Genomic DNA, 24,312 nt, shown 5'->3' with positions numbered 1-24,312 from the left:
CGACGGAAGAGGGGAACGCGATGGCACGTCTCGACGGCAGGACCGCGCTGGTCACGGGGGCCAGCCGGGGTATCGGGCGGACGATCGCGCAACGCCTGGCGGCCGACGGTGCCCTGGTCGCCGTGCACTACGGCAGGGACGAGGCCGCGGCGAAGGAGACGGTCCTGCGCATCGTCGAGGCGGGCGGCCGGGCCTTCACCGTCAGGGCCGACCTCGAGGCGCCCGACGCCGCGTGCGCCCTCTGGGCGGCTTTCGACGCCGGGCTGGCCGAGATCCACGTGGAGCCCGGGGTGGACATACTGGTCAACAACGCCGGTATCTCGTCCTCCAGCGACCTCGTCGGCACCGACGTGGCGGAGTTCGACCGTGTCTTCGCGGTCAACGTCCGGGCGCCCTTCTTCGTCATCCAGGAAGCGCTGCCGCGGCTGCGTACCGGTGGGCGGATCATCAACATCTCCTCGGGAGTCACCCGGATCGCCGCCCCGGAGATGCTGACGTACGCGATGAGCAAGGGCGCGCTGAACACGCTGAGCCACAGTCTGGCGAAGGGGCTCGGCGCGCGTGGGATCACGGTCAACGCGGTCTCGCCCGGCATCGTCGACGCGGACAGCAATGCGATGTGGCTGCGGAACGATCCCGAGCAGGTCGCGCTGTGGAGCTCGTTCTCCGCCCTCGACCGGATCGGGCAAACCGCCGACATCGCCGACGTGGTGGCGTTCATCGCTTCCGACGATGCCCGCTGGATCACCGGCCAGGTCATCGACGCCACCGGCGGGGCGAAGCTCTGACGCCCACGCCACCCCCGCTCCGGACGGCCGCTCGGGCGCGGGAGCTGGGAACGCGGGATGTCAGGCGTGGGCGCGCAGCGCCCGGGCGTACCACTCCCAGGTGTCGACGATGTCCTCGGGCGCCTGGCTGGGAGCCCAGCCGTTGATGATGCCGACGAGGGTCCAGTAACGGCCGACCCGGCGGTCGGTGAAGGCCTCTATGCGCTCGGCCCTGCGCGCGCGGTCCTCCGCGGGGCCCGGGCTGAGGGCGTCGAGGCGCTCGATCACAGCCAGGGCGTCAGCGGAAGCGGGGTCGACCCCGGCCCGGGCGGCGGGTCCGGCGAGTTCGCCGACAGCCTTGCCGACCTCGAACTGCGCCACATCCGGCTCCGGCCCTTCGGCGCGGGCGCGCTCGGCCATCCGGCGGCTGGTGGCGACGAAGTCGGGGTCGCGCAGCAGCTCGGCGATCTCCACCCAGGCCGCGACCTGTTCCGGGGTCGGGTCCTCGGGGAGCTCGGGCGCGCCCATGGCCAGCCTGTCGGCGACAGTGCTGGGGTTGTCGCCGAAGACGGCGTCGAGATAGTCGTCGACGATCCGGCGGCGTTGCTCGGCTGTCAGCTTCGTCAGGTCGGTCATCCGTCGCAGCTCCTCGGGGTCGGTGGATCCGATGAAGGCGCGCAGCACCGCGCGCTGCAGCCGCAGCACGCGGATCTGGGCGTCGAGGGCGCGTACGTGCTCGGCGGCCACCTCATCCAGCGATGTCTCGGCGCTGAGCACCCGCTTGATGTCGTCCAGGCCGACGCCGAGCTCGCGCAGGGTGCGGATGAGTCGCGCCCGGGCCACGGCATCGGGCCCGAACAGCCGGTAGCCCGACGCCGTGCGTTCCCGCGCGGGCAACACCCCGGCATCGGCGTAGAACCGCAACGTCCGTACCGGCAGTCCGGTGCTCGCCGCGAGCTGGCCGATCATCATGGAGCCGATCCTCGGGTCTCCACCTACTGGAGAGTCAACCGCCTCCACCCGGCCGCGGCCCCCGGGCGACGGCGAGCGTCCACGCGCGGTCGCCGGACTCCGCATCCTTCGGAAAGAGCGAGTGAGACGTCAGCGTTCGGGCGCGGCCAGGATCTTGAAAAGCATGGTGTCGGCGTTGGTGAGCGTCTGGACGTCGACCCGGCGCAGGCACTCATCCAGAGCGGCCTTGGCCACAAACGTGACCAGGCCCATCACAGCCCACTGGCCCTCGCCGAGCCTGACGCAGAATCCCTCGTCGGTGGCATGTTCCACCACCAGTGCGACCAGCACGGTCGGCTCATCGACGATCTCGTTGTAGACCGTGGAGCTGATGACCAGCACCGCCTGGGGGGTCGGCCCGGTGCGGGTGGTCCAGATCTCGCCGCGCCGCGGCGATCTCATTCGGCGGTGCCCGCCAGGTTGGGCAGCCCGGCCGTCCTGAGTGCCTGCTGGTTGGCCTCACCGAAGGCGAGGGCCGCGCGGGCGACTGTCGGGCTCGCCCGCACCCAGGTGGCGTGGGCGGCACAGCGTCGGCGCATGTCCTCGGCGTCGAGCACGCCCTCGACCCAGGCGTTCATCGAAGTGTCCTCGGCCTCGGCATACCGCTTGACCGCTTCGTAGGCCTCGTCCGAAAGCCGAAGCGTGATCGTCCGCGTCATGCACAAGATGCTAGCAAGATCTGATAGCAGAACCTGTGGCAGGCTGGAACGCGTGGCCGCAGTGCCGCGACGAGTGGACATCGGCCACTGAAACTCGCGGGGCGGGGGCGGGGGCGGTCAGCGGATCATGTGGTGCTGCTTTCCGTCGCCCGGATGAACCCGGCGAGGTCTGCCGCGAAGACGTCGGGAGCCTCCAGACTCGGGAAGTGCCCACCGCGGGGCGGTTCGGTGAAGCACGTCAGGTTGTGTTCCCGCTGAACGAACAGGATCTCGTCCGCCGTTGGATCCTCGACGCCGGTCAGGCCGCTTCCCAGCGGCGCTCCGTCGTGGCGGACGCCGAGGAGAGTGGTGTGTAGCCCGGAGCAGTGGTCCGGATGGTCGAAAGCCATCCACTCGGCGATCGGCGCACCCTGGTCCCCGCCGTGGACGTAGTACCTGGCCTCCCCGAGGACCTCGGTCAGCAGCCTGTGAAAGAGGTGCCCGGCAGACCGGACGCCGATCGGGGCCGAGGTGGGCGGGGAGAAGCCGTAGCCGGGCAGCGACGGGACAACGACGGTCAGCCCGTCCTCCGGATCGCCGCCGGCGGTTTCCGGATGCGCGAGCCTGCTGATGACCGCGCGGAACGTTGCGAACGAGGTCGGCCATCCGTGCAGCAGCAGCACCGTCGGGGGCGCGGTTCCGGAACCGGGCTCGTGTAGAAGGTGCACCTCGACACCGTCGACGGCGGCGGTGAACTGCTCGAAGGCGTTGAGCTCGCGCTCGTGGCGGCGCCAGTCGTAGTCGGTGAGCCAGTACCGCGTGAGTTCCTCGAGCGCCGTCGGGTCGGTGCCGCACCGCCAGCCAGGCCGCCTCGGCAGGGTCACTGGATCGAATGCGGTGAGTCGCTGGCGGATCTGCTCCAGTGTGTCGTCCGGCGTGTTGATCCGAAACGGCGTCACCCGTCCGRCCGCCACGCCCGATGTCCGTCCGGCCCGCTCTCCAGTCTGCATCTGCCCTGCCCGATCCCTTCCACGTGGCGACCCTCAGATCGCCACCCTGTCACGGTGACACTAGTTATACAGTTTAATGGTGTCGCTTGCTGGTGGGTGGTTCACTGGTGAGGACATGGACCCCGCGGACGCCTGGTCGGCGCACTACGATGCGCCGCCATCGCTGCGTGTACTGGGGGCGTTCCTCAACTCCGTGGACGAGCGGACCTTCGGTGCCCACCATCCACACGAGCAGTTCACGGCTCCCGAGGCACTGAGCCGCTGGCTCACCGCTCACGGCCTGGCGGGGGAAGGGGCGTCCGCGGGTCAGGCCGAGTTCGCGGACGCACTGCGCCTGCGCGCAACGCTGCGCGAAGCCGCGGCGGCCAACCAGCGGACTGGGCGATCGTCGCCGGAGACTGTCGATCTGGGCGACGTGGCCAATCGCCTCACGCTGCGGGTCCGGGTGGGCCCGGGTGGCGTCGAACTCGAGCCCGCAGGAGGCAGCGAGGTCGCCCGGGCGCTGGCGCGGCTCGCGGCTGTCGCGGTCCTGGCAACGGCGGACGGCACCTGGCAGCGCGTGAAGATGTGCGCGGCGCCGGACTGCCGGGTTGTCTTCTATGACGGATCGAAGCCCCGGACCGGGCGCTGGTGCGCGACCGCCGTCTGCGGCAACCGGGTCAAGACCCGCCGCTACCGGCAGCGCGTCAGCGGAGCCCCCACCGACACCGACACCGACTCCGCTGCTCGACCGGGCTGACCCCCACGGTCACGTCAGCCGACGGACACCGAGGCCCTGGCGGGCCGGGCTGCCTGGCCGGATCCAGTGTTTTCCCGGGACGAGCACCCCGAGGCCGAGCAACGTGCTCCGCTCGTCGAAGAACACCAGACGGAGCTGATCCGACCATTGCTGATCGTCAGGATGTCGGTGGCGAGGATGGACAGGAATATCGCGGTTGATCACCGCGGGGCGGGTGATTTTCCGCGGCTCAGCTCAGGCAGGCCAGCAGGCTCTGGAATGCGGACACGTCGCCGTCGACTGGTCCCGTCGTGAGCCGTCCGTTCTGGACGGTGGCGAGCAGGGTGCCGTCGTGGAAACGGAACGAGATCCGAAACCCCCCGTCCGGGGCCCAGCCGATGTGAACATGTGCCACAGCCCGAGGGCGAAGTTGGTGACGGTGGAGACGTCGGGCTTGAAGTCGAGGTAGCGCACCTGCTTGGCGGGATTGCGTTCGGCGGTCTTCTCCGCGTGACTGCCGGACTGCACGTACACCGGCTCGGGATGCCGGAGCCGGTTCGCCTGTGCCCGCCCGTGGTCGGCGCTGAGGCAACCCACCATGTGCACGATCGACGGGGTCTGGCCTGCTGCCAGAGAGGTGTCGACCGTCGGTCATGTGTCGTCGCTGAAATCCAGGTTGGGCAGGATGGACCCGAACACCAACGCGGCCGCACAGACACCTGCGGAGTCCCTGGGTGGTCCATGCGTCACGCGTGTGCGCCAGACAGGCGGCGTAGGCGGTGCCTGAGGTGGTGTTGCTCCGCGAGATTGACCGTGGCGGCGATGGCTCGCCGGTAGGCCCTGGCCGCGTCGTCCGGTCTGTCGGCCTGCTCCAGGAGGTGGGCGCGTACGGCGTTGAGACGGGGAAGGCCGGGGTGGTCGGCTTCCAGCGCGTCGATCCGGGCGAGGGCGACGTCGATGCCGTCGACCATGGCCTGCGCGACGATCCGGTTGAGGGTGATCGTGGGGTTCCGATGACCGGTCACGATCTCGAGGAGCCGGTAGAGCGCGAGGATCTCGTCCCAGTCGGTTGTCGCGATGTCGGGGGCTTCGGCGTGCAGAGCCGCGATGCAGGCCTGGAGCAGGTAAGGGCCGGGTTCGGCACCCGGGGTGGCCTGTTCGACGAGCCTGATCCCTTCGTCGATCAGCTCCCGGTCCCACAACGCGCGGTCCTGCTCGTCGAGCGACGTGAGACGCCCGTCCGGCCCCACCCGGGCCGGGTGGCGGGCCTCGGTGAGCAGCATCAGCGCGAGAAGCCCGGTGACCTCGGTGGACTCGGGGACGCTGCGACGAAGGAGCCGGGTCAGGTGAATCGCTTCGACGGCGAGATCCGCGTCGCGGGGAGGCGCGCCGGCGGTTGTGTGGTGCGCCTCAGCGAACATCACGTAGAGCACGTCGAGGACGGCGGTGACGCACTCGTCTGCCTGCCCGGGTGGCGGTAGCGGCCGGCCGAGCTCGCAGAGGCGACGCTTGGCCCGGGTGATCCGCTGGGCGATGGTGCGTTCGGGGACCTGGTAGACGTTGGCGATCTGGGCGGTGGTCAGCCCGGCGACCGCCCGGAGGGTCAGTGCGACCTGTCCGGAGCGTGGCAGGTCGGGGTGGCAGCACAGCTGCAGCACCAGCAGCGAGTCGTCCCGCTGGACGGCCTCCGGCGCCACCGGGGGCTGCAACAACGCGGCGCGGGTCTCGCGGTGTCGGCGCCGGGCGTCACTGCGGGCGCGGTCGGCATACCGGCGGCGGGCGGTCGCGATCAGCCAGCCCAGCGGGTCGTCGGGGAACCGCGCCGGCCACTGTTGGTACGCCTGCAGGAGCGCATCCTGGACGGCGTCCTCGCACAGGTCGAACTGGGCGCTGCCATAGCTGCGCAGCAACCGGGCGAGGGCCTGTCGCGCGAGCTCGCGCCACCGGCCCTCGCCGACGGGTTCGGCTGGGATCATCCCGCTCCGAGGTCGGCGAACATCACCGGCCGAAGCTCGAGGGCGAGGCCGGGGATGTTGGCATCGGGTATCTGCCGGGCCAGCTCCACCGCCCGGGCCTCGTCCTCGACGTCGAGGAGATAGAAGCCGCCCATGAACTCCTTGCTCTCGACGAATGGTCCGTCCGTCACCTCGGGCTGGCCCCCGGAGCTGCGAACGACCTTCGACTGGCTGGGGTCGGCGAGGGCCTGAGCCGCGATGAACTCACCGCGCTCCTTGGTGGCGGCGATGAACGCGCCGTGTCCCTCCTGGATCTGCCGCTGCTGGTCGTCGGTGAGCTGTTCCAGCACAGCCGGGTCGACCTGCATGATGATCAGATACTTCACGGTCTCCTCCTTGGCGAAGCAGCCACCCGCGCGGCGGCTCACCAGGTGGTCGTCGCCGACAGTGCTCCCGCGACACTACGCAGCCAGGAATCTCCACCACGGCAGCCAGGAATCTCCGCCGTCGTTGTCGCGCGGGGCGTGTCGGCGACGACCACCTGGCATGCGGCCGCGACAGGCGAGCCGCCCACGTTCAGGAGGTAGGCCATGACACAGCGGGTCCGGGTCCACTGCTTCAGCGTCAGCCAGGACGGGATCGGAGCGGGCGAGGAACAAAGCCTCGAACGCCCGTTCGGCCAGGCGGACCCTGGTGACCTGTTCGCCTGGGCCGGTGCCACGGACAGCTGGGTTCACCGCACCGATCCCGGCGGCACCCGAGGGCTCGACGACCACGTCGTACGTGACTTCACCCGTAACATCGGCGCCGAGATCATGGGGCGCAACAAGTTCGGTCCGATCCGTGGCCCCTGGCCGGGCCACGAGTGGCAGGGCTGGTGGGGAGACGAGCCCCCCTTCCACACGCCGGTCTTCGTGCTCACGCATCACGTTCGGCCGTCGTTCACCCTGAGCGACACGACGTTCCACTTCCTCGACACGACGCCGCACGAAGCGCTGAAGCAGGCGAAGGCCGCCGCCGACGGCCGGGACGTGCGCATCGGCGGTGGCGTCACGACCATCCGCGAGTTCCTCGACGCGGACCTGATCGACGAGATGCACATCGCCGTCGCCCCGCATGAACTCGGCAGTGGTCTCCGTCTCTGGGATGACCCGGACGAGCTGACCGACCGCTACCACCTGGAACGCGTGCCAAGCCCGAGCGGTGTCGTGCACCACTTCTTCTGGCGGCGATAGGTACGCGGCAACAGACACCGACTGAGGAGTGACCGTCATGAGTGACGCAGCTCGGGTCGCCTTGTCTCGGACCAGGTCGGCGCCGGGCAGCCGTCACGTGGCGCGACGTGGCCGACCGCGCGGCGAACCAGCCCGCGGTCAACGGCCGTTTCCCCGGGTGACGACCATGCCGGCGGACAATGCGCGAGACATGGCCGTCATCCGGGTACCAGGTCGGTCTTCGTAGCCGGCCAGAGTCGCCCCATGCCAGCCGTGACCGCCCGAGTAGCGGCACAGCTCCCTGACCCGCAGTGGTGTGGCGCCAACCGTTGCTGGCGTCGACGGTGATCCATGCCAGTCGCCGCTCGAACGAGCTAGCGCCCGGCGCCGGGTGACACGGCCGCCGGGCCGGACGCGTCAACAGCTTCGTCCTCCTGCCCGGCGGCGACGGACGTGGCTGGGGGTCGGGGTCGCTTCGATCGCATCCGGGGTCGGCGACCGTGGTGCGTGCGATCTCACCGCACGTACACCCCGGCGCGGGCGCCGGCTGCGGCCGCCCTGGCGGCGCGCTCGGCCGCGGTCTCGTCCGGCGGTTCCCCGATGGTCAGCAGGCGATAGTACAGCGGGGCGGAGACGGCGCGGATTACCTCGCACGGATCGGTTCCAGCGGGTACCTCGCCACGGTCGATCGCCTGTGTCACACACGGCGCCCACTCGGTGACTCGGGCGTCGTAGAAGCGGCGCAGTGCCTGCGCGGTGCGCTCGTCATAGGTCGCGGCAGCGATCACCGCTTTGAACAACGCGCCCTGGCGGGGGTCGCACAGGGTGCGCCGTACCAGGTTGGCGTTGGCCTTCAGGTCGTTGAGCAGGGAGCCGGTCTCGGCATGCGGCACGGACTCCTCGACCATCTCGGCCAGCAGGTCGGCCACCAGGCCGGCAACCGCCCCCCACCGCCGGTAGACAGTGGTCTTACCGACGCCGGCCCGGCGCGCCACGTCGGCCAGGTCCAGGTGGGCGAAACCCCGCTCGGCCAGCACATCCCCGGCCGCCCGCAGCACGCTGGCCCGCACCCGTGCGGTGCGCCCGCCGGGCCGAACAGTCCCCGGCTCGCTGTCCTCATTCACGGTAACGGGTCTCCAGTTCCACTAGTGCCTTTCCGTGTGGTACGGTCGAGTCATCTTAACGGAACTGGAGAATCGTTAGGTGGTTGCTATGGAGTATCGGCGCCTGGGCGCATCCGGGCTGCTGGTTCCCGCACTGAGCTTCGGTGCCGGCACCTTCGGCGGCCGTGGTCCGCTGTTCGGGGCTTGGGGCAACACCGACGCTGACCAGGCACGGCGCCTGGTGGACATCTGCCTGGAGGCGGATGTGACCATGTTCGACACCGCCGACGTCTATTCCGATGGCGCCTCCGAGGAGGTGCTCGGCGCGGCCATCAGGGGCAGGCGCGACCAGGTGCTCGTGTCCACCAAGGCAAGCCTGCCCCTCGGCGATGGGCCCAACGACGCCGGCTCGTCCCGTGCCCGGCTGCTCGCCGCGTGCGACGCCGCCCTGCGCCGACTGAACACCGACTACATCGATCTTTTCCAGCTGCACGCATTCGACGCAGGCACCCCGATCGAGGAAGTTCTGGCCACCCTGGACGATCTGGTGCGGGCCGGCAAGATTCGATATCTAGGCGTGTCCAACTTCGCGGGCTGGCAGCTGATGAAGTCCCTCGGCATCGCCGAGAAGTACCGATACCCGCGCTATGTGGCGCACCAGGTCTACTACTCGCTGGTCGGCCGCGACTACGAGTGGGGTCTACTGCCGCTGGGCCTGGATCAGGGCGTCGGCGCGATCGTCTGGAGCCCACTGGGTTGGGGTCGGCTGACCGGCCGAATTCGTCGCGGCCAGCCACTGCCCGCGCACAGCCGGCTACCCGCCACCGCGGACTACGGCCCGCCGGTGGACGACGAGTACCTGTTCACCGTGGTCGACGCGCTCGACGAGATTGCTGCGGAGACCGGTCAGGCCGTGCCGCAGATCGCCCTCAACTGGCTGCTCCAGCGGCCCACGGTGTCCTCCGTCATCATCGGCGCACGGGACGAGACACAGCTACGGCAGAACCTCGGGGCGGTCGGCTGGTCGCTGACCGCGGGACAGATGGCACGGTTGGACGCGGCCAGCGCCCGCACCGCTCCCTACCCGTACTTCCCGTACCAACGGCAGGAGGGCTTCGCCCGGCTGAACCCGTCGCCGGTCTAGGGCGGCGGCCAATATCCGGCCGGTGGCCTGCCCGGACGGTGCTCGGCGGCGAGGAGCCGGACCTGCCGGTTCGGCCTCGTTCGCAGAAGATCGCTGTCGCCCGTCGGCAGACGCCCAGGCCGCTGACTTCATCGCGGTCCGACCACCGGTATGACGGCCTCTGCCCCGAGGTTGGCTACGGTGTCCTCGTGGGACTGCATCTGAGCCAGGTCGCCGAGGCGGACGAGCTGCTGACCAACGATCCGCTTGCACTCCTTATTGGCATGGTTCTGGACCAGCAGATCCCGTTGGAGCGGGCGTTCGCCGCCCCGCTGGAGCTGACGCGCCGTCTCGGTCGCTCGCTCGATCCCGCCGATCTGGCCGCCATGAACCCGGACGAACTGGCGGCGACCTTCTCCATCCAGCCCGCGCTGCACCGTTTCCCCGCGGCGATGGCTCAGCGGACGCAGAAGCTCTGTCAGATCGTCATCGACAGCTACGACGGCGATGCCGCTCGGGTGTGGACCACCGCGGCGGACGGACGGGACCTGCTGAAGCGGGTGGCGGCGCTGCCTGGCTTCGGCATGCAGAAGGCGAAGATCTTTGTGGCGCTGCTTGGCAAGCAGCTCGGGGTCAAGGCTCCGGGCTGGCGGGAGGCTACCGCCCCGTTCGGGGAGACCGGGAGCTATCTGTCGGTGGCCGACATCGTCGATCAGCAGAGCCGTGACAAGGTCCGCGAGTACAAGAAGCAGATGAAGGTGGCGGCGAGGGCTATAACGGCCTGACCTGCGGGTTTCGCGGGAACCCTTCAGGCAGTCCGCAGGGCGCCCGCTGGATGGCCAGGGTCGCGCGTCTGCGTCGGGTGCCGTGTTGCCTCGCTGTAGTCGGTGTCTGACCCTCGTTCACCCGTGTGAGTAGATGTGTGACACTGTAAGTTGTGGTGGACGGCCTTTGGTGGGACCAGGAGGACGCGGAATACATCCGACATCGGTCTGATCGTTATCCCGGCGCGACCGACATCGAACCTGAGTGGACCTTGGAGGCGGTGAAGGATCCGCGGAGGGTCGTTCGTGACCCGGAGCCGAGGAGCAGGATGGGCGCGGCCCGCCTGATCGGGTACTCGCGCAGTGCCGGGTTCGTGCTGACCGTGATCGTCGATCCGATCGACGAGGCTGGGATCACCGCGTGGAAGACCCGTGGAAGCGATCTTCGGGACTACCTGGAGGGGGAGAGCGGCGGTGACTGATTCGTCCAGGCGTGCCCGGCGTGACGCGATCCGAGCCGAGTACGCGGCCGAGGAGTCCGAGGCTGCCGAAGCGGAGGCCGTGGAAGCCGAGCAGGCCGTCGTGTCCGTGCGGGTTCCCGCGTCGTTGGCGGAGGCTCTCAAGGCCCGTGCGGCCGCCGAGCACCTGCCGACCTCGGCTCTGGTCCGGCGCATCCTCGCCCGGGCGGTGCAGAGCCCCGAGGCTCCTGTCGTGAGCGTGGAGCAGGTCGAAGAGATTGTGCGCAGGGTCCTCCGCGAATCAGCGTGACCTGCAATCCGCAAACAGTCCGCAGGAGGGCGGAAAACGGCCCACGCCAGTGGCAACTCAGCTCCCGTCAGGGCCTGTCGATCGCCTCGCGCACCGCCGGGACGATCTCTCGTGCCCACCTGCCCAGCGCAACGTCCGTCCCGGTCCCGTCGTCGACCGGGAAGCAGATGAAACCGGCGGCTCCGTGCTCCAGGACGGCCGATGTCAGCTCGTCCACCCACTGATCCACCGATCCGCCGAACCAGCGGCCGGAATCGTCACGGAAAGCGGGCAACGGCGAGGCTGTGATGCGGCCCTGCACGTTGTAGATGGTCGCGACGTCCGCCGGGTTCCGGCCGGCCGCTGCGGCCGCCTCGTCGATGAGCGGGCGCGACTCGGCGAACCGTGAGCTGAGCCAGTCGGCGGCATGGCCGGGAATCCACCCGTCGGCCAGCCTTCCGGTGACGGCCAATGACTGTGAACCTACCGAGCCCGTCCAGATCGCGGGTGTCGGGGAGAGTGAAGGAACCAGGTCGGTCACCCGGTGGAATTCGCCCTCGAAGGTCACTGGATCGCCGCCGCCGGTCAATGCCCGCACCAGGATGATGGTTTCCGCCATGGCACGCACGGCCCGCGCCGGTGCCAGCGGTTCGACGCCCAGTTTCACGATCTCCGACCAGAGTCCGCCAGCTCCGACCCCCAGGACGACCCGGCCGCCCGAGAGCGCGGACAACGCGCTGATCGTGCGCGCCAGCATCGGCGCGGGACGGCTCGGAGTGTTGGTGACGTTCACCGCGCCGGTGATGGACGTCGTCCGGCTGAGGACGACGCCGAGCGCGGCGTACGCGTCCAGCCTGTCGGCCAGGTACGGATGGTCGGAAAGCGTGACCAGGTCGAGCCCATCCCGGTCGGCCTGCGTCGCGTGCGCGAGCAAAGCGTCCACCTCGCCGACCCCGGTCTCGAGTCCGAACCCGAACAGCACGTCGCGGTCCTGCACGGCGTTCTCCCTTCCTACGTTCTGCCTACGCCGGTCGCGGAGCGCGGGTGCCGCCCGCACCGGCGCGCCGAGTGACGATCGCCGGCAGCCGGGCGCCGCAGCGACTGTGGCGCGCCTCCCCGAGCACCGTGGCAACCGGCGCGACGTCCGCCAAGACCGCGCCGAGGCTGGTAGCGGCAGGGCCACGCTCCGGTGTTCGGCGGACGCCGGCTTCGCGGGCCAGCGTGGTCATTGCGCCGGGGTGCAGAAGCTGATGAACGGTTCGGCCCCAACCCGTCCGTCAGTGCCCGACCGTTTGTTTGAAGGGGTCGTGTTCGGCGAGAAACCGCTCCAGGCGGGCCTGGTCAACCCGGCTGATGACCGCGGACGCCTCATGTTGGTCACGGACGCATTTGGCGAGCGTGAACGTGGACGTGATGATATACAGCATGCCGAGCAGGAGAAAGCCGCGTATCCACGCATCCCCCGGGAGATGGGCGATCGCGTAGGTGACCGCGACCACCGAGATGCCGAAGGAAAGCGCGGCCTGCACCATGAACGCGGTCGTGGTCCTGGGGACGAGGGGCTTGGAATGGGTCATGGGCCTAGTCTCGGCTCATTGGAGCCGGTTGGCCTGAGTAACCGTACTCATCTCGAACCTGGACTTTCTGCCACACTTGCCGGGTGCGGATGTCGCGAGGGCCGGACCGGTTTCGCGCAGCGGAAGGTGTGCGTGGCGCGCTGTGGCGATCGCTCGCCGTCTTCCGCCTGGTGGCGGCGGCCTACGCCGTCGCGACGGTCGGGCTCGATCTGGGCCAGACGCCGCACCCGGGGCGTGGCCTCGCCTGGTTCGGTGTGCTGGCGGTCTGGTCGGTTGTCATGTCGTGGCTCGCGCCGGCGGCCGACGGCTGGCGGCCGTGGCGGCGGTATGGCCTGGTTGTGGCCGATGTCGTGGTCTGTGTTGCCGTGATGCTGACGTGCGGTGTGGTGAGCCCGGCCGGGTCCACGGACGTCCTGCCCGCGCTGTGGACGGCGAGCGGCGTGTTCAGCGCCGCGCTGGCCGGCGGAACCGCGGGCGGGGCCGCCGGCGGTTCGGTACTGGCCGTGGCCTCCTTCGTCGCCAGCGGTTCGGTGAGCGACTCCTCAGTCAGGCCGGCGGTCCTGTTCGTCGTGTCGGGAATCGTCGTCGGCTATCTGAGCCGGACTGCCATTCGCGCCGAGTCCGCGCTGGCCGACGTGCTGGCGGCGCGGGCCGGGGACGCCGAGCGGGAGCGTCTCGCCCGAGGCGTCCACGACAGCGTGCTCCAGGTTCTGTCGTTGATCGCGCGCGAGGCGGAGCGCGGTATGGCGGCGGCCGACGTCGCCAGGCTCGCCGCCGCCCAGGAGTCGGCGCTGCGTGATCTCCTACGTACCCCCGGAACCTCTCAGCCCGTCGAGCTGGGACGTCCGACCGGACGCGAGACGGGACCAGGCCGCAGGGACGCAGCAGGCCGCAGGGGGGCAGGCCGTGGGGGTGGATCGTCGCGGCCCGCCCGTCCCGAAGCAGATCTTGAGCCACTGCTGACGGGCCTGGCACGGATGTCACGTTCGACGACCGCGGTGGGACGGGTGATCCCGCCCGGCCCTGCCTTGTCCGGGATGATCTCCGGCCCGTCGGCCGAGGACATGCCGGCGGTCGTGACGGTCTCCACCCCGGGCGCGCCGGTACCGCTACCGGCAGATCACGCCGACGAGGTTGTCGCCGCCGTCCGAGCTGCGTTGGACAACGTGGCCACGCACGCCGGACCCGGAGCCTCGGCGTGGCTGCTGCTCGAGGACGACGGCGATTCGGTGACCGTGACCGTCCGCGACGACGGGATCGGCATCGAACCTGGACGGGCCGAGCAGGCTGCCGCGGAGGGCCGGCTCGGTCTCGCGGTCTCCGTCTGTGGACGGATCCGGGATCTCGGTGGCGACGTCGTCGTCACCGGCCGTCCCGGCCAGGGGACGGAGGTCGAGCTTCGTGTCCCGCGGTGACGATGACGACGGAGTCCCCGGGGTCGACGAGCCCAACGGGGCGCGTCGCGGGGGCCGCGTGGTCGTCGTAGACGACCATCCGCTGTGGCGCGAGGCGCTGAGCCGGGACATCGCCGAAGCGGGCTTCGTGGTCGTCGGTACCGCGGGCTCCGTCGCGCAGGCGCTGCGCGTGCTCGCGGCGACCCGGCCTGAGATCGTCGTCCTGGATCTGGGACTGCCCRATGGCTCGGGCGTCGAGGTGATACGTGCCCTGATCGGCTCGGCCGAGTCTCCATATCCACTCACCGGTGCTCCGGCTTCGGTGCTCGTGGTGTCCGCTTCCGGGGAGCAGGCCGATGTGCTGGAAGCGGTCAAGGCCGGAGCTTCCGGGTACCTGCTCAAGTCGGCCCGTCCTGAGGAGCTTGTCGACGCGGTCCGTCGCACGGCACGGGGGGTCGCGGTCTTCACCGCCGGGCTGGCGGCGCTCGTCCTCGGCGAGAACTCCCGGGCGGCGCGGAACTCCGGCTCACGTTCGGGTCCCGGCTCGTCCACGGCTCCACGRCTGACCGCACGGGAGGTCGAGGTGCTCAGACTGGTCGCGAAGGGCCTGTCCGCCCGGGATGCCGCCCGCCAGCTGGGTGTGTCGCACCGGACGGTCCAGAACCACGTTCACAACGTGCTCGGGAAGCTCCAACTCCGCAACCGCGTCGAGCTGACCCGCTTCGCCGTCCGGGAGGGCTACGACGACGCCTCCTGAACCATCAGTCCCTGAACTTCTGCCGTTCAGTCCTTGTCGGGAATCTTCCGGTTGTCAGAAAGTAAACCCCCGTGGCGAGCCTGAACGGGGAGAACCCGCGTGCGAGGCTCGCACCGGTACAGATGTCGGCTACCCGGCGCTGGGTGGCCTCGTCCGCTGCCCGGTAGTCCACAATCACGACGCCGTTCTCGCGGTAAGCTGTGATTGCGTGATGGGCATCACCGTAGTCGGCGACTTCGAAGACGAGGGCTTCTTCGTCAGGGCTTGCGTCGTCGCTCAATGCGGGTTCCCTCCTCGTGGTGATGGGCTTCGAATTCCAATACCCTGCCTTCGAGTCAACAGTCGAGCCGGGACATGCCGAGGCGCAACGCCTCGGCGGACCTGTCAAGCTCGCCGCGATCGCGCAGGCGCCAGTCCGCGTCCAGGCGGAAGCTGTCGCCGGTGAACCGCGGGAAAACGTGCAGGTGGACGTGGAAGACCTCCTGGAAGGCGGCCTCGCCGTCGGCGAGGAACAGGTTGACGCCTTCGCATCGCAGGCCTGATCGACGCAATGCGCGGCCGAGCCGGTGGGCGACCAGCCAGACCTGTGCGCCTGCCCGCTCGTCGAGATCTTCCAGCCCCACGGCGTGTGCCTTCGGTATGACCAGAAGATGCCCTGGCGTTACCGGCCGATGATCCATGAAGGCCAGGGCCGTGTCGTCCTCATGGATGATGCTCGCGGCGGCTCCACGGTGGACAATCGCGCAGAACACGCATTCGCTGTCGCCCACCTGGCGTCCCACCTCTCTGTCTCCGGCCACGCACGCAGTGTGCCGCATACGCCTGCTTAGTTGTAACGAGTTGGGAAAGAAGTCCTGCGGGGGATAATCCTGAGCGGTCTCCAGGGTCCTCCAGGGCGGCGACTATGGTCGATGCGACGACGCCTTGGCCCGATCTGGCGGGCGTCTCGCGAGCGAGCGGAGGAGCCCACGAATGCTGACCATCTCGCCCAGCCACCGCGATCTGCTGGCGAAGCCCCGTACGGTCACCTTCGCCACGGTCGGTGCCGACGGGCAGCCCCAGGTCACCGCCATCTGGGCGATGCTCGACGGCGACGTCGTGCGCACCTCGCTGACCAAGAGCAGGCAGAAGTACCGGAACCTGGTGGCGCATCCGAAGGCGACGCTGTTCGTCATTGATCCACAGAATCCCTTCCGGACCTTGGAGATCCGCGCCACCGCGGAGATCACCGATGATCCCGGCCTGGAGTTCCTAAGCCGCCTTCTCGGCCTCTACGGCAGTGATCTGGAGACCTTCGAGGGGCCCAGGGAGGACCGGGTCGTGATCACGCTCAATCCCACGCGGATCGTCGAGCTCGGGTAGCGCCGGCCGGCCGGACAGGCCTTCGGGACGGATGTCAGCCGGGCGTGGCGGCGGCGGTCCCTGAGTAGTCGGCCTCGCCGTTGGCGTTGCTCGATCGGATCTTGAACTCGTAGGTGTGGCCGTTGGTGAGCTGGGTGACGGTGCTGCAGGTGTCGGTGACGGGGTAGGGGACCCGGTACCAGCCTTCGCCGGTGGTGACGTCCCGGTGGTACATGACGTAGCCGGTGGCGTTCGGTGCTGGATTCCAGCAGATCCGGGCGGAGCCGTTCCCGGGGGCCGCGGTGAGCCCGGTGGCCGGCGGCGGAATCACCCGTTCGGCGGAACCGGCCTCGGGGCCGGCCGGGCCGGGACGCGACGCCGACGAGGGCGGAGGCTGCGCCGGCGGCTGAGCCGAGGTGAGTGGGGGAGATGGCGACGCCGAGCCGGGCCGCGACGTCCCGGGAGAACCCGGCGCGGACGCATCACCTCTCCCGGTGGGAGCACGCTCCGGCGTGGCGGGGCTGTCCGAGAGGTCCGCGGCCGCGGTCGCCGCGCCGGGTGGGCCGCCCGCCGGGTGAGCCTGCGCCGCGTTGGTGTTCCCGGCGTCGACGGCGAACAGCGCGCCCGTCGCCGCGACGGCCAGCACCGCCACCGGCAGAGCGCACCAGCGGCGGAACCCGCGGCCCGCGTCACCGAAGAGAAGAGAACCGGCTCGCCGTATCCGGTCGCCGGTGAGGACGGCCAACCGAAACCGCAGGTTGTCGTTTCGCTGCGGGGGGTTCGGTTCCATGGACGCCTTTCCGACATCAGTCAGGCCTCGTGACGAAACGCGGTCATCGGAGATCCGGGCGATGGCCCCCACCAGCGCTGTCGGCCCGAGGTCCGAAAGCAGGGCACCGCGCGGGCGAGCCGCCAGCGATGATCCTACGACCGTTCACGCGGACAATCATCCGCCGACGGCGCGATCCTCATCCTTGGTATCCGGATATCCGCCGCGCCCGGCCGCGTAGCTGGGACATGATGGAATCGGCCCACGGCGGCACCGAAGCACCGCCCACGGGCCGCGGAGCCTGAGCGAGCTGCGGGGTGTGAGCTGACTGGGGATGCTGTGGTTTCCGACCCGCACGGGACGATGGATCGTCTGGTAGCCGGCCGTTACCGACTCGCGGAGCGACTCGGCGCCGGCGCGTACGGGACGGTGTGGCGTGCGGTGGACGAGCTGCTCGACGTCAACGTCGCGGTCAAGGAGATACGGCTCCACGCCGCGGTGACCGACCCGGAGTCGAGTGGCCTGCTCGCGCGGGTGGTCCACGAGGCGAAGGTCGTCGCCCTGCTGCGCGACCACCCCAACGTGGTGACCGTCCTCGACGTCGTCCACGAGGGTGACCTGCCGTGGATCGTGATGGAGTGGGTCCCGTCGCGCTCGCTCGCGGAAGTCGTCGGGCAGCAGGGGCCGCTTGCCCCCGGGGACGTCGCCCGGGTCGGCCTGGCGGTTCTGAACGCTCTCGTCGCGGCGCACGCGGCCGGAATCGTGCACCGGGACGTCAAGCCCGCGAACATTCTCCTGGGCGACGACGGCCGGATCGTTCTCGTCGACTTCGGCGTGGCCGTCCTGGAATCACATTCCACGGTCACTCAGAGCCCGCTCGGAACGCTCGCCTACATGGCGCCCGAGCGTTTCTCCGGAGCCCGCGCAATGGCGGCCAGCGACCTGTTCTCCCTCGGCGCCACCCTCTACACGGCGGCGGAGGGAGTCTCGCCGTTCGCCCGGGAGACCGAGGCCGCGACGGTGGCCGCCGTGCTCTCCCACGAACCGGAACCGCCCCGACGGGCAGGGCCACTCGGCGCGACGATCCTCTCCCTGCTCGACAAGGATCCCGGCGTCCGGCTGGGCGCGGAGGACGCACACGAGGCGCTGGTCGCAGTGCTCGCGGCCCCCGCCGGTGCTGTTCCTTCTCCCGCACGCGGGACGGCGAGCCGCTCTGCCGTCGTCCTGCCCGTCGAACGTGCGCACCCCGCCCGACCCGCCGAGTCTGTCGACGCGCCGACGGGGCTGGCGGGGCCGACGGGGCCGACGGGGGAGGGCGGCACGGTCGAGTACGGGGAGTCGCGTCTCGGGCGGGCCATCGGCGTCGGCCTGGCCGTGGGCTCCGCGGTCGGGGCGGCTGTCCCCTGGATGGTCCTGGGTTTCGTCGACCTGCCGGCCTGGGCGCTCGTACCGGCCGCGCTCTGGTCGGTCGTGTTCGCGGTCTGGACGGCTGCCCTGATTCCTCCGATCGTCCGGCCCGGCCTGTTGACCGTCGGCCCGGACGGGATCAGGTGCCGGCGGTTTCCCGACGATCTACGTCTGCCGTGGAGTGAGATCGCCGACGCGCGTGTTCACAACAACGTGCTGGAGATCGAACGTCGAGGGGGCCCCGGCCGGCCTGTGGAGATCTGCCGGCTGTGGGAGTTTCACGGCACCTCGGCAGGCGAGATCGAGGCGGTGCTGAACGCCTGCCGCCGGCAGGCCCCGACGCGCTGACCAGGTGCGGAGGGAGCGGCTCGAGCCGTCCGCGGGGGCGGTGCGACTTCCTGGGAAGCTCTGAGGATTCGCACAGCCGATTCTCAGGGTCCGGGCACATCGTCCGAGGCTATGAGCCTCACACTGGAACGGGAACCGGAGCCGGGACTGAAACCGGAACCGGGGGCGGTTCGTGGGCGGTGGTCCGCGCCGGCCCGGCTGCCGGCGCTCGGGGTGCGCGTCGGGCTGGTGACCTGGGGCGTCGTGGTCGTGGCCATGTGGTGGTTCGGCACCTCGGCGTCGAGCCTTCACGGCGGCGGCCTGCTCCTGACGGCGCTCGGACGGGTCGCCGGGCTGCTGGCCGCCTACCTGATGCTGGTGCAGCTCCTGCTCATGGCGCGGGTGCCGGGGCTCGAACGCGCGGTCGGGTTCGATCGGCTGGCGGCCTGGCACCGCGGCCTGGGGACGAACGTCGTGCTGCTGATGGCCGTCCACGTCCTGATGGTGGTGTGGGGGTATGGCCTGACCGCGCATCATCAGCCGCTGTCCGAACTGGTCACAGTGATCATGACCTACCCGGAGATGTGGAAGGCGACCGCGGGCGCGCTGCTGTTCGTCACCGTCGGAGTGGCCAGCGCCCGCGCGCTGCGACGGCACGTCTCCTATGAGATCTGGTACCTGCTGCATCTGAGCGCCTACGTGGCTGTGCTCCTCGTGTACTCCCATCAGACGGCTACCGGCGCGGACTTCGTCGAGCATCCCGTCAACACGCTGCTGTGGCAGGGGATGTATGTCGCGGTGGCGGCCTGCCTGGTGATCTGGCGTCTGGTCCTGCCGATCGCGGCGGTCGTCCGGCATCGGATGACTGTGGAGCGGGTGGTCACCGAGGCGCCCGGTGTGGTCTCCGTGTGGATTCGTGGCCGTGACCTGGATCGTCTCGGCGCCCGGCCGGGGCAGTTCCTGCTCTGGCGGTTCGCCGCCCGGGGGCATGCCGTCACCGCCCACCCGTACTCGCTGTCCGCGCCGGCGCAGCCGCACCGCCTGCGCATCACCGTCAAGGACGCGGGCGACCACTCCCGCGCGATCGCCCACCTGCGCCCGGGGACGCCGGTCGTCGCGGAGGGTCCGTTCGGGCACTTCACCGCGGAGCGCGCCACCCGGGGCCGGTCGCTGCTCGTCGGTGGCGGCAGCGGCATCGCCCCGATCCGCGCGCTCGCCGAGGATCTCGCCGGCCGCGGCGACGACGTCGTGGTGGTGCACCGCGCGAGCAGGGCGACCGACCTCGCGCTGCGGAGCGAGTTCGACGAGCTGGCCGATCACCGGCTGGCCGCCGGTTGGCCGACTGCCGATGGGCCGGCCGTCGGTCGGGTTGTGGTCCACCGTGTGGTCGGATCCCGGCGCGAGCTCGGCCACGATCCGCTGGCCGCCCGCTATCTCGCCGCCGCCGTGCCGGACGTCGCCGATCGGGACGTCTTCGTCTGCGGGCCCGTCGGCATGACGCTCGCGGTCGTCCGGGCCCTGCGCGAGCTCGGCCTGTCCGACGAGCAGATCCACACCGAGGAGTTCACGCTGAGATGAACGAGAACGCGGGCAGGCCCTACCGGGCGCGTCTCGGCTTCGCCGCACTGCTGGGGACGGTTGTCCTCGTCGTCGGGGCGAAGTCGGCGACGGGCATCGGCGCGCATCCCTCCACCCTCGCCGTGACACCGGCGACGACCAGCACCAGCACGGGAACGGGTTCCGGTACTGGCACGGGTTCGACGAGCGGGACCACCACGCGGACGGTGACCGGCGACGCCGTCCACACCCGGTACGGCCTCGTGCAGGTCCAGGTCGTCCTCACCGGCAGCAGGATCACCGATGTGGTGGCGGTGCAACTGCCGGACCGGGAGCGGCGCGACCGGGAGATCAACGACCAGGCCGTGCCCCTGCTGCGCCAGGAGGTGCTCGACGTCCAGAGCGCCCAGATCGACGTCATCTCCGGCGCGTCCTACACCAGCCAGGGGTACGCCCAGTCCGTCCAGTCGGCCCTGGACGCCGCCGGTGTCTAGGGCCGGCGCCGGCCAGGACGCGCGCCCGTCGCGCCCGTCGCGACCGGGACGCAGCCACCCCGAACCGGTGATGGGCACGGTTGTCAGCATCGACGTCCGCTCGCCGCTCGACGCGGTCGGCCTGGACGCGGCGATCGGTGCCGCGGTCCGTGTGCTGCATCGGGTCGACGAGGATTTCAGCACGTTCCGGGCGACGTCCTGGGTGTCGCGGCTGCGCCGCGGCGAGATCGAGCTCGGCAACTGTCCGGATCATGTCCGCGAGGTGTACCGGGCGGCCGCCGAATGCCGGGAGCAGACCGGGGGATGGTTCGACCCCGCCTGGCGCGGGGACGGCACGCTGGAGCCGACCGGGCTGGTCAAGGGCTGGGCGGCCGACGCCGCGTCGACGGCCCTGACCGCCGCGGGTGCCCCGAGCCACTGCGTCAGCGCCGCCGGTGACCTGCGGGTGCGGGGCACCTCGGGGTGGGCGCCGACCTCGTGGGCGCCGACCTCGTGGGTGCCGACGCCACGCTCGCGGACGGGTTCGCCACCGCCGCCCTCGCCGCCGGGCCGGAGGCGCCGGCCCTGCTCACCCACCTCGCCCGCCGGGGATGGGAGTGGCTGACGGTCGGCACCACCGGGCGGCTCACGCACTCCGCGGGCTTCCCGGGCCAGGTCACCACGACCGCCGCGGGGCCGGCTGCCGAGACAGCCCCGCGGCCGGCCGTCCGAGCGACCGCCCCGAGGCCGGCCGCCGGACGTCCCGACGGGAGGTGACACTGACGGGAGGTGACACTGAGCGGATGGATCGTCCCGTCCGGGTCCTCGTCGTTGACGACGAGGAGGCGATCACCGATCTCGTCGCCATGGCGCTGCGCTACGAGGGCTTCGACGTGAGCGCCGCGCACTCGGGGCAGGCGGCGCTCACGCAGGTCTCGCGGGAGCCGCCCGACCTGCTCGTGCTGGACGTCATGCTGCCCGACATCGACGGCTTCGCCGTCTGCCAGCGGCTGCGCAACGCCGGGCGGGACGTGCCGACGCTGTTCCTGACCGCCCGCGACACCACCGAGGACAAGGTGCACGGGCTGACGCTCGGCGGCGACGACTACGTCACGAAGCCGTTCGTGGTCAGTGAGCTGGTCGCCCGGGTCCGGGCGATCCTGCGCCGGGCCGGGCGCCTCGTCGAGCTGACCGTCACCGAGTACCGGCTGCTGCACTACCTGCTGGTCAACGCCCGCAAGGTGCTGACCCGGGCCCAACTCCTCGACCACGTCTGGGGGCACGACTTCGGCGGTGACGCCCGGGTCCTGGAGACCTACGTCAGCTATCTGCGCCGCAAGATCGACGACGCGCCGCCGGCGCTGATCCACACGGTGCGCGGGGTTGGCTACGCGCTGCGCCTGCCGCGGTGAGACATCCGGCCCCGCCCCGCCCCGGCGCGTCCTGCGTCGGCATCTCGTGTCCTCGCGGATGGTCTCTTTGCGGGCACGGTTGCTGTTGGCCCTGGTCGGCCTGCTGGCGCTCGGCCTGATGCTCGGCGCGTTCGGCACCCAGAACGCCGTCGAGTCGTACCTGCTCGGCCGGCTGGACCGGCAGGTGCGCGACGCCCACCCGGTGATGGAACAGACCTTGCTCGGCGGCGACACGGACCACATGCCGTACCACCACCACGACGCCGACGACCGGGCGCCACGGTTCGGCACCGCGTTCCTCGTCGGCACCTACGGGGCGCTGTACGACAGCGCCGGCCGGCGAGTGGCCGAGACCAGCCCCGGCCCGAACGGCCCCGCGGCACCGACCCGGCGCCCGGCCGTCACCCAGAGCATGCTCGCCGCCGCCCCGGTGCGGCCCGACCTGGCGACCGCCTCCCTGTGGACGGTTCCCGCCGAAGGCGGCGGGGACAGGTTCAGGTTGCTCGCCGAGCGCTTCGGCAACGGAGACGTGCTGGTCGTCGCGGTGCCCTTCGCCGAGATGGAGACCACTCTCGACAACGTCACCAGGATCGAGATCATCGTGAGCGCGGCGATGCTGGTGGTGCTCGCCGCGCTGGCCTACGTCATCATCCGCCTCGGGCTGCGCCCGCTGACCCGTATCGAACACACCGCGGGCATGATCGCGGACGGCGACCTGACTCAACGGGTCACCGACACGGACCGTGGTACCGAGGTGGGGCGTCTCGGGCTGGCCTTCAACACGATGCTCACCGAGATCGAGGCGTCTTTCCGCGCCCGCGAGGCCTCCGAGCGGCGCCTGCGACGCTTCGTCCGCGCCGTCAGCCCGGGACGGACGGTCGAGGCCGTCGCCGCCGCGCACGGCGGACGGGCCGAGCACCGGCCGACACCGGGCGGCGGCGCCACGTTCCGGCTCGTCCTGCCCCGCCCCGATCCCTCTTCGTCATGAGCTGGATCGGCTCCGTTCACCGCGACCCGCCAGGCTGATCTCGGCGCGGCCGGCCGGGATCCGTCCGGCGGGCGGGACTTGCCGTGCTGGTGAGGTCTCTCGGAGCTCGTGGAGGACGTGTGGTCACCTCGGCGGTCGTCATCACGGGAGCGGCATCCGGGATCGGGCGGGCGTGCGCGGAGCTGTTCGCCGCGCGGGGGTTCGGCGTGGTCGCCGTGGACGTCGACGAGGTCGGCCTGGCGGCGCTGACCCGAGCACAGTCCCGCGCCCCGCGGCCCGCCGTGGCCCCGGCGGATCCCCGGACCGCGGCGGATGCCGGTGCCGTGACGGGGGCGGACTCCCGGCCGGCGGGCGGGCCGGAGCCGCGGATCGTCCCGATGGTCGGGGACGTCTCGGTCGAGGAGACCGGGGCCGCCATGGCGGAGCTGGCGCTCGCGAGCTTCGGGCGGCTGGACGTCGCGGTGCTCAACGCCGGGATCGGCACGACGCTGCCGTGGGAGGCCCCGGGCGCGATCGACCGGCTGGACCGGATCCTCGCCGTCAACGTGCGGGGCGTCGCGATCGGGATCCGTTCGGTGGTCCCCGCGCTCCGGGCGGGCGGTGGCGGCTCAATCGTCGTGACCGCCTCCAGCGGCGGGTTGCAGAGCGAACCGGGGAACTGGGCGTACAACGCGTCCAAGGCGGCTGTGATCAACATGGTGCGGGCCGCGGCGCTCGACCACGCCGCCCAGAACATCCGGATCAACGCCGTCGCCCCCGGCCTGACCGAGACGGCGCTGACCGCGCGCCACCGCACCGACCCGGCGTCCACCGCGGCGGTGAGCCGCCGCATTCCGATGGGGCGCTGGGGGCAGCCGGGCGAGCTGGCCTCGGCCGTCTGGTTCCTGGCCTCCGCCGAGTCGTCCTACATCACCGGAACGACGCTGGTCGCTGACGGGGGCCTGACCGCGCACCACGGGGTCGTGCCTCTGCCGGCTCCGGAGGTTGCGCTGCCGACTCCGGAAATCTGACCCGGAACGGACGAAATTATGACTCGTCCGCATCAGGGGCCTGTCAACAGGTCTGGGTGGTGCCCGGACGAACGCCGGGACCATTTCCAACTTGATGCTCGCGCAACTTCTTCCCGGTTCACGGGTCGAATTCCTGCGCCGAGGTGAGCATGTCACCCACTCTCCGTGTCACCGCTCTCGGCCATCGTGGCGGGGCGGTCACGGTGATGGGAAGGTCCGTTAAAGAGGAACGCGCCTGCGCGCGTGATAC

Annotated in this window: 30 protein-coding genes; 17 read left to right on the top strand and 13 right to left on the bottom strand. The window is 70.7% G+C overall.

The genetic code is table 11. From position 1 onward, the window contains the following. Positions 1-20 precede the first annotated feature (20 nt). Positions 21-788 (top strand): SDR family oxidoreductase, encoded by a 768-nt coding sequence (locus BBK14_RS03300; protein ID WP_071059738.1) that lies wholly within the window; start codon positions 21-23, stop codon positions 786-788. Between the two features lie 60 nt (positions 789-848). Here BBK14_RS03300 and BBK14_RS03295 read toward each other — a convergent pair whose 3' ends face one another. The 4 genes from BBK14_RS03295 to BBK14_RS03280 form a co-directional block, all read right to left on the bottom strand. Then, on the bottom strand, positions 849-1,739 hold the full coding sequence (locus tag BBK14_RS03295; protein ID WP_071059737.1) for a MerR family transcriptional regulator: 891 nt from the start codon (positions 1,737-1,739) through the stop codon (positions 849-851). Positions 1,740-1,868: 129 nt separating this feature from the next. Beyond that, positions 1,869-2,180 (bottom strand): MazF family transcriptional regulator, encoded by a 312-nt coding sequence (locus BBK14_RS03290; RefSeq protein WP_071059736.1) that lies wholly within the window; start codon positions 2,178-2,180, stop codon positions 1,869-1,871. Further along, complete coding sequence (locus tag BBK14_RS03285; RefSeq protein WP_071059735.1) at positions 2,177-2,437, bottom strand: toxin-antitoxin system HicB family antitoxin; 261 nt, start codon at positions 2,435-2,437, stop codon at positions 2,177-2,179. The genes BBK14_RS03290 and BBK14_RS03285 overlap by 4 nt, the downstream gene beginning before the upstream one ends. Before the next feature lie 125 nt (positions 2,438-2,562). Beyond that, positions 2,563-3,375: an epoxide hydrolase family protein gene (locus tag BBK14_RS03280; RefSeq protein WP_157904202.1), complete on the bottom strand. Its 813-nt coding sequence runs from the start codon at positions 3,373-3,375 to the stop codon at positions 2,563-2,565. Positions 3,376-3,541: 166 nt separating this feature from the next. Between BBK14_RS03280 and BBK14_RS03275 the strand changes: the two genes are divergently transcribed. After that, positions 3,542-4,165, top strand: a complete 624-nt coding sequence (locus BBK14_RS03275; protein WP_071059733.1) for a CGNR zinc finger domain-containing protein — start codon at positions 3,542-3,544, stop codon at positions 4,163-4,165. A 229-nt stretch (positions 4,166-4,394) separates the two neighbouring features. Here the strand turns inward: BBK14_RS03275 and BBK14_RS39465 are convergent, their stop codons facing one another. From BBK14_RS39465 to BBK14_RS03265, 3 genes are all read right to left on the bottom strand, one after another. After that, a complete protein-coding gene (locus BBK14_RS39465) occupies positions 4,395-4,559 on the bottom strand; it encodes a hypothetical protein (protein WP_241831085.1) in 165 nt (54 codons plus the stop codon). Between the two features lie 331 nt (positions 4,560-4,890). After that, positions 4,891-6,120: an RNA polymerase sigma factor gene (locus tag BBK14_RS03270; protein ID WP_071059732.1), complete on the bottom strand. Its 1,230-nt coding sequence runs from the start codon at positions 6,118-6,120 to the stop codon at positions 4,891-4,893. Further along, positions 6,117-6,527 (bottom strand): YciI family protein, encoded by a 411-nt coding sequence (locus tag BBK14_RS03265; RefSeq protein WP_241831084.1) that lies wholly within the window; start codon positions 6,525-6,527, stop codon positions 6,117-6,119. Before BBK14_RS03265 ends, BBK14_RS03270 begins: the two co-directional genes overlap by 4 nt. A 162-nt stretch (positions 6,528-6,689) precedes the next feature. On the opposite strand from BBK14_RS03265, the gene BBK14_RS03260 reads away from it, so the two are divergent. Next, positions 6,690-7,334 (top strand): dihydrofolate reductase family protein, encoded by a 645-nt coding sequence (locus BBK14_RS03260; RefSeq protein WP_071059731.1) that lies wholly within the window; start codon positions 6,690-6,692, stop codon positions 7,332-7,334. A gap of 494 nt (positions 7,335-7,828) precedes the next feature. Here the strand turns inward: BBK14_RS03260 and BBK14_RS03255 are convergent, their stop codons facing one another. Continuing rightward, positions 7,829-8,437 (bottom strand): TetR/AcrR family transcriptional regulator, encoded by a 609-nt coding sequence (locus BBK14_RS03255; protein ID WP_071059730.1) that lies wholly within the window; start codon positions 8,435-8,437, stop codon positions 7,829-7,831. Between the two features lie 88 nt (positions 8,438-8,525). Between BBK14_RS03255 and BBK14_RS03250 the strand changes: the two genes are divergently transcribed. The 4 genes from BBK14_RS03250 (at position 8,526) to BBK14_RS03235 (ending at position 11,071) form a co-directional block, all read left to right on the top strand. Further along, positions 8,526-9,560 (top strand): aldo/keto reductase, encoded by a 1,035-nt coding sequence (locus BBK14_RS03250; RefSeq protein WP_071059729.1) that lies wholly within the window; start codon positions 8,526-8,528, stop codon positions 9,558-9,560. Between the two features lie 188 nt (positions 9,561-9,748). Next, positions 9,749-10,324 (top strand): HhH-GPD-type base excision DNA repair protein, encoded by a 576-nt coding sequence (locus BBK14_RS03245; RefSeq protein ID WP_071059812.1) that lies wholly within the window; start codon positions 9,749-9,751, stop codon positions 10,322-10,324. Between the two features lie 308 nt (positions 10,325-10,632). Continuing rightward, positions 10,633-10,785, top strand: a complete 153-nt coding sequence (locus BBK14_RS39460; RefSeq protein WP_241831083.1) for a hypothetical protein — start codon at positions 10,633-10,635, stop codon at positions 10,783-10,785. Further along, complete coding sequence (locus BBK14_RS03235; protein WP_071059727.1) at positions 10,778-11,071, top strand: ribbon-helix-helix protein, CopG family; 294 nt, start codon at positions 10,778-10,780, stop codon at positions 11,069-11,071. The genes BBK14_RS39460 and BBK14_RS03235 overlap by 8 nt, the downstream gene beginning before the upstream one ends. A gap of 67 nt (positions 11,072-11,138) precedes the next feature. On the opposite strand, the gene BBK14_RS03230 is transcribed toward BBK14_RS03235, so the two are convergent. Together BBK14_RS03230 and BBK14_RS03225 are read right to left on the bottom strand one after the other, a co-directional pair. After that, the gene (locus BBK14_RS03230) at positions 11,139-12,047 is read right to left on the bottom strand and encodes an LLM class flavin-dependent oxidoreductase (protein WP_071059726.1); all 909 of its coding nucleotides are present in this window, start codon (positions 12,045-12,047) and stop codon (positions 11,139-11,141) included. Positions 12,048-12,327: 280 nt separating this feature from the next. Then, a complete protein-coding gene (locus BBK14_RS03225) occupies positions 12,328-12,582 on the bottom strand; it encodes a YiaA/YiaB family inner membrane protein (RefSeq protein WP_241831082.1) in 255 nt (84 codons plus the stop codon). Positions 12,583-12,716: 134 nt separating this feature from the next. On the opposite strand from BBK14_RS03225, the gene macS reads away from it, so the two are divergent. Continuing rightward, complete coding sequence (gene macS, locus BBK14_RS03220; RefSeq protein ID WP_071059724.1) at positions 12,717-14,042, top strand: MacS family sensor histidine kinase; 1,326 nt, start codon at positions 12,717-12,719, stop codon at positions 14,040-14,042. Then, on the top strand, positions 14,029-14,778 hold the full coding sequence (locus BBK14_RS03215; RefSeq protein WP_071059723.1) for a response regulator: 750 nt from the start codon (positions 14,029-14,031) through the stop codon (positions 14,776-14,778). Before macS ends, BBK14_RS03215 begins: the two co-directional genes overlap by 14 nt. A 4-nt stretch (positions 14,779-14,782) precedes the next feature. On the opposite strand, the gene BBK14_RS03210 is transcribed toward BBK14_RS03215, so the two are convergent. Both BBK14_RS03210 and BBK14_RS03205 read right to left on the bottom strand, forming a co-directional pair. Beyond that, the gene (locus BBK14_RS03210; protein ID WP_071059722.1) at positions 14,783-15,058 is read right to left on the bottom strand and encodes a cell division protein SepF; all 276 of its coding nucleotides are present in this window, start codon (positions 15,056-15,058) and stop codon (positions 14,783-14,785) included. Positions 15,059-15,113: 55 nt separating this feature from the next. Beyond that, entirely contained in the window at positions 15,114-15,548 is a 435-nt protein-coding gene (locus BBK14_RS03205; RefSeq protein WP_071059721.1) for an HIT family protein, read from the bottom strand. A gap of 202 nt (positions 15,549-15,750) precedes the next feature. Between BBK14_RS03205 and BBK14_RS03200 the strand changes: the two genes are divergently transcribed. Continuing rightward, the gene (locus BBK14_RS03200; protein ID WP_071059720.1) at positions 15,751-16,140 is read left to right on the top strand and encodes a PPOX class F420-dependent oxidoreductase; all 390 of its coding nucleotides are present in this window, start codon (positions 15,751-15,753) and stop codon (positions 16,138-16,140) included. 34 nt (positions 16,141-16,174) lie between these two features. Here BBK14_RS03200 and BBK14_RS03195 read toward each other — a convergent pair whose 3' ends face one another. Further along, positions 16,175-16,909, bottom strand: coding sequence for a fibronectin type III domain-containing protein (locus tag BBK14_RS03195; protein ID WP_241831080.1), 735 nt, complete (start codon positions 16,907-16,909; stop codon positions 16,175-16,177). A 342-nt stretch (positions 16,910-17,251) separates the two neighbouring features. On the opposite strand from BBK14_RS03195, the gene BBK14_RS03190 reads away from it, so the two are divergent. From BBK14_RS03190 to BBK14_RS03160, 7 genes are all read left to right on the top strand, one after another. Further along, on the top strand, positions 17,252-18,643 hold the full coding sequence (locus tag BBK14_RS03190) for a serine/threonine-protein kinase (RefSeq protein ID WP_071059719.1): 1,392 nt from the start codon (positions 17,252-17,254) through the stop codon (positions 18,641-18,643). Positions 18,644-18,754: 111 nt separating this feature from the next. Further along, positions 18,755-20,200, top strand: coding sequence for a ferredoxin reductase family protein (locus tag BBK14_RS03185; protein WP_071059718.1), 1,446 nt, complete (start codon positions 18,755-18,757; stop codon positions 20,198-20,200). Beyond that, positions 20,197-20,673: an FMN-binding protein gene (locus BBK14_RS03180; RefSeq protein ID WP_071059717.1), complete on the top strand. Its 477-nt coding sequence runs from the start codon at positions 20,197-20,199 to the stop codon at positions 20,671-20,673. The genes BBK14_RS03185 and BBK14_RS03180 overlap by 4 nt, the downstream gene beginning before the upstream one ends. A gap of 70 nt (positions 20,674-20,743) precedes the next feature. Beyond that, on the top strand, positions 20,744-21,277 hold the full coding sequence (locus tag BBK14_RS03175; protein ID WP_420849121.1) for an FAD:protein FMN transferase: 534 nt from the start codon (positions 20,744-20,746) through the stop codon (positions 21,275-21,277). A gap of 178 nt (positions 21,278-21,455) precedes the next feature. Continuing rightward, positions 21,456-22,064 carry a response regulator transcription factor gene (locus BBK14_RS03170; RefSeq protein WP_071059716.1) on the top strand — a complete coding sequence of 203 codons (609 nt, stop codon included), beginning with the start codon at positions 21,456-21,458 and terminating at the stop codon, positions 22,062-22,064. A 67-nt stretch (positions 22,065-22,131) separates the two neighbouring features. Continuing rightward, entirely contained in the window at positions 22,132-23,052 is a 921-nt protein-coding gene (locus tag BBK14_RS03165) for a HAMP domain-containing protein (RefSeq protein ID WP_420849120.1), read from the top strand. 119 nt (positions 23,053-23,171) lie between these two features. Beyond that, positions 23,172-24,062: an SDR family NAD(P)-dependent oxidoreductase gene (locus tag BBK14_RS03160; protein ID WP_071059714.1), complete on the top strand. Its 891-nt coding sequence runs from the start codon at positions 23,172-23,174 to the stop codon at positions 24,060-24,062. Positions 24,063-24,312 lie beyond the last annotated feature (250 nt).

It is taken from the genome of Parafrankia soli, from assembly GCF_001854695.1.
Lineage (GTDB): Bacteria > Actinomycetota > Actinomycetes > Frankiales > Frankiaceae > Parafrankia > Parafrankia soli.
This window is presented reverse-complemented; position numbering and strand designations above follow the sequence as displayed.

What these genes read in the sequence shown, in the direction of transcription:
- BBK14_RS03300 (WP_071059738.1), top strand. Translation starts at nt 21, where the DNA reads ATGGCACGTCTCGACGGCAGGACCGCGCTGGTCACGGGGGCCAGCCGG.
- BBK14_RS03295 (WP_071059737.1), bottom strand. Translation starts at nt 1,739, where the DNA reads ATGATGATCGGCCAGCTCGCGGCGAGCACCGGACTGCCGGTACGGACG.
- BBK14_RS03290 (WP_071059736.1), bottom strand. Translation starts at nt 2,180, where the DNA reads ATGAGATCGCCGCGGCGCGGCGAGATCTGGACCACCCGCACCGGGCCG.
- BBK14_RS03285 (WP_071059735.1), bottom strand. Translation starts at nt 2,437, where the DNA reads ATGACGCGGACGATCACGCTTCGGCTTTCGGACGAGGCCTACGAAGCG.
- BBK14_RS03275 (WP_071059733.1), top strand. Translation starts at nt 3,542, where the DNA reads ATGGACCCCGCGGACGCCTGGTCGGCGCACTACGATGCGCCGCCATCG.
- BBK14_RS03270 (WP_071059732.1), bottom strand. Translation starts at nt 6,120, where the DNA reads ATGATCCCAGCCGAACCCGTCGGCGAGGGCCGGTGGCGCGAGCTCGCG.
- BBK14_RS03260 (WP_071059731.1), top strand. Translation starts at nt 6,690, where the DNA reads ATGACACAGCGGGTCCGGGTCCACTGCTTCAGCGTCAGCCAGGACGGG.
- BBK14_RS03250 (WP_071059729.1), top strand. Translation starts at nt 8,526, where the DNA reads ATGGAGTATCGGCGCCTGGGCGCATCCGGGCTGCTGGTTCCCGCACTG.
- BBK14_RS39460 (WP_241831083.1), top strand. Translation starts at nt 10,633, where the DNA reads ATGGGCGCGGCCCGCCTGATCGGGTACTCGCGCAGTGCCGGGTTCGTG.
- BBK14_RS03225 (WP_241831082.1), bottom strand. Translation starts at nt 12,582, where the DNA reads ATGGTGCAGGCCGCGCTTTCCTTCGGCATCTCGGTGGTCGCGGTCACC.
- macS (WP_071059724.1), top strand. Translation starts at nt 12,717, where the DNA reads ATGTCGCGAGGGCCGGACCGGTTTCGCGCAGCGGAAGGTGTGCGTGGC.
- BBK14_RS03200 (WP_071059720.1), top strand. Translation starts at nt 15,751, where the DNA reads ATGCTGACCATCTCGCCCAGCCACCGCGATCTGCTGGCGAAGCCCCGT.
- BBK14_RS03195 (WP_241831080.1), bottom strand. Translation starts at nt 16,909, where the DNA reads ATGGAACCGAACCCCCCGCAGCGAAACGACAACCTGCGGTTTCGGTTG.
- BBK14_RS03190 (WP_071059719.1), top strand. Translation starts at nt 17,252, where the DNA reads ATGGATCGTCTGGTAGCCGGCCGTTACCGACTCGCGGAGCGACTCGGC.
- BBK14_RS03185 (WP_071059718.1), top strand. Translation starts at nt 18,755, where the DNA reads ATGAGCCTCACACTGGAACGGGAACCGGAGCCGGGACTGAAACCGGAA.
- BBK14_RS03180 (WP_071059717.1), top strand. Translation starts at nt 20,197, where the DNA reads ATGAACGAGAACGCGGGCAGGCCCTACCGGGCGCGTCTCGGCTTCGCC.
- BBK14_RS03175 (WP_420849121.1), top strand. Translation starts at nt 20,744, where the DNA reads ATGGGCACGGTTGTCAGCATCGACGTCCGCTCGCCGCTCGACGCGGTC.
- BBK14_RS03170 (WP_071059716.1), top strand. Translation starts at nt 21,456, where the DNA reads ATGGATCGTCCCGTCCGGGTCCTCGTCGTTGACGACGAGGAGGCGATC.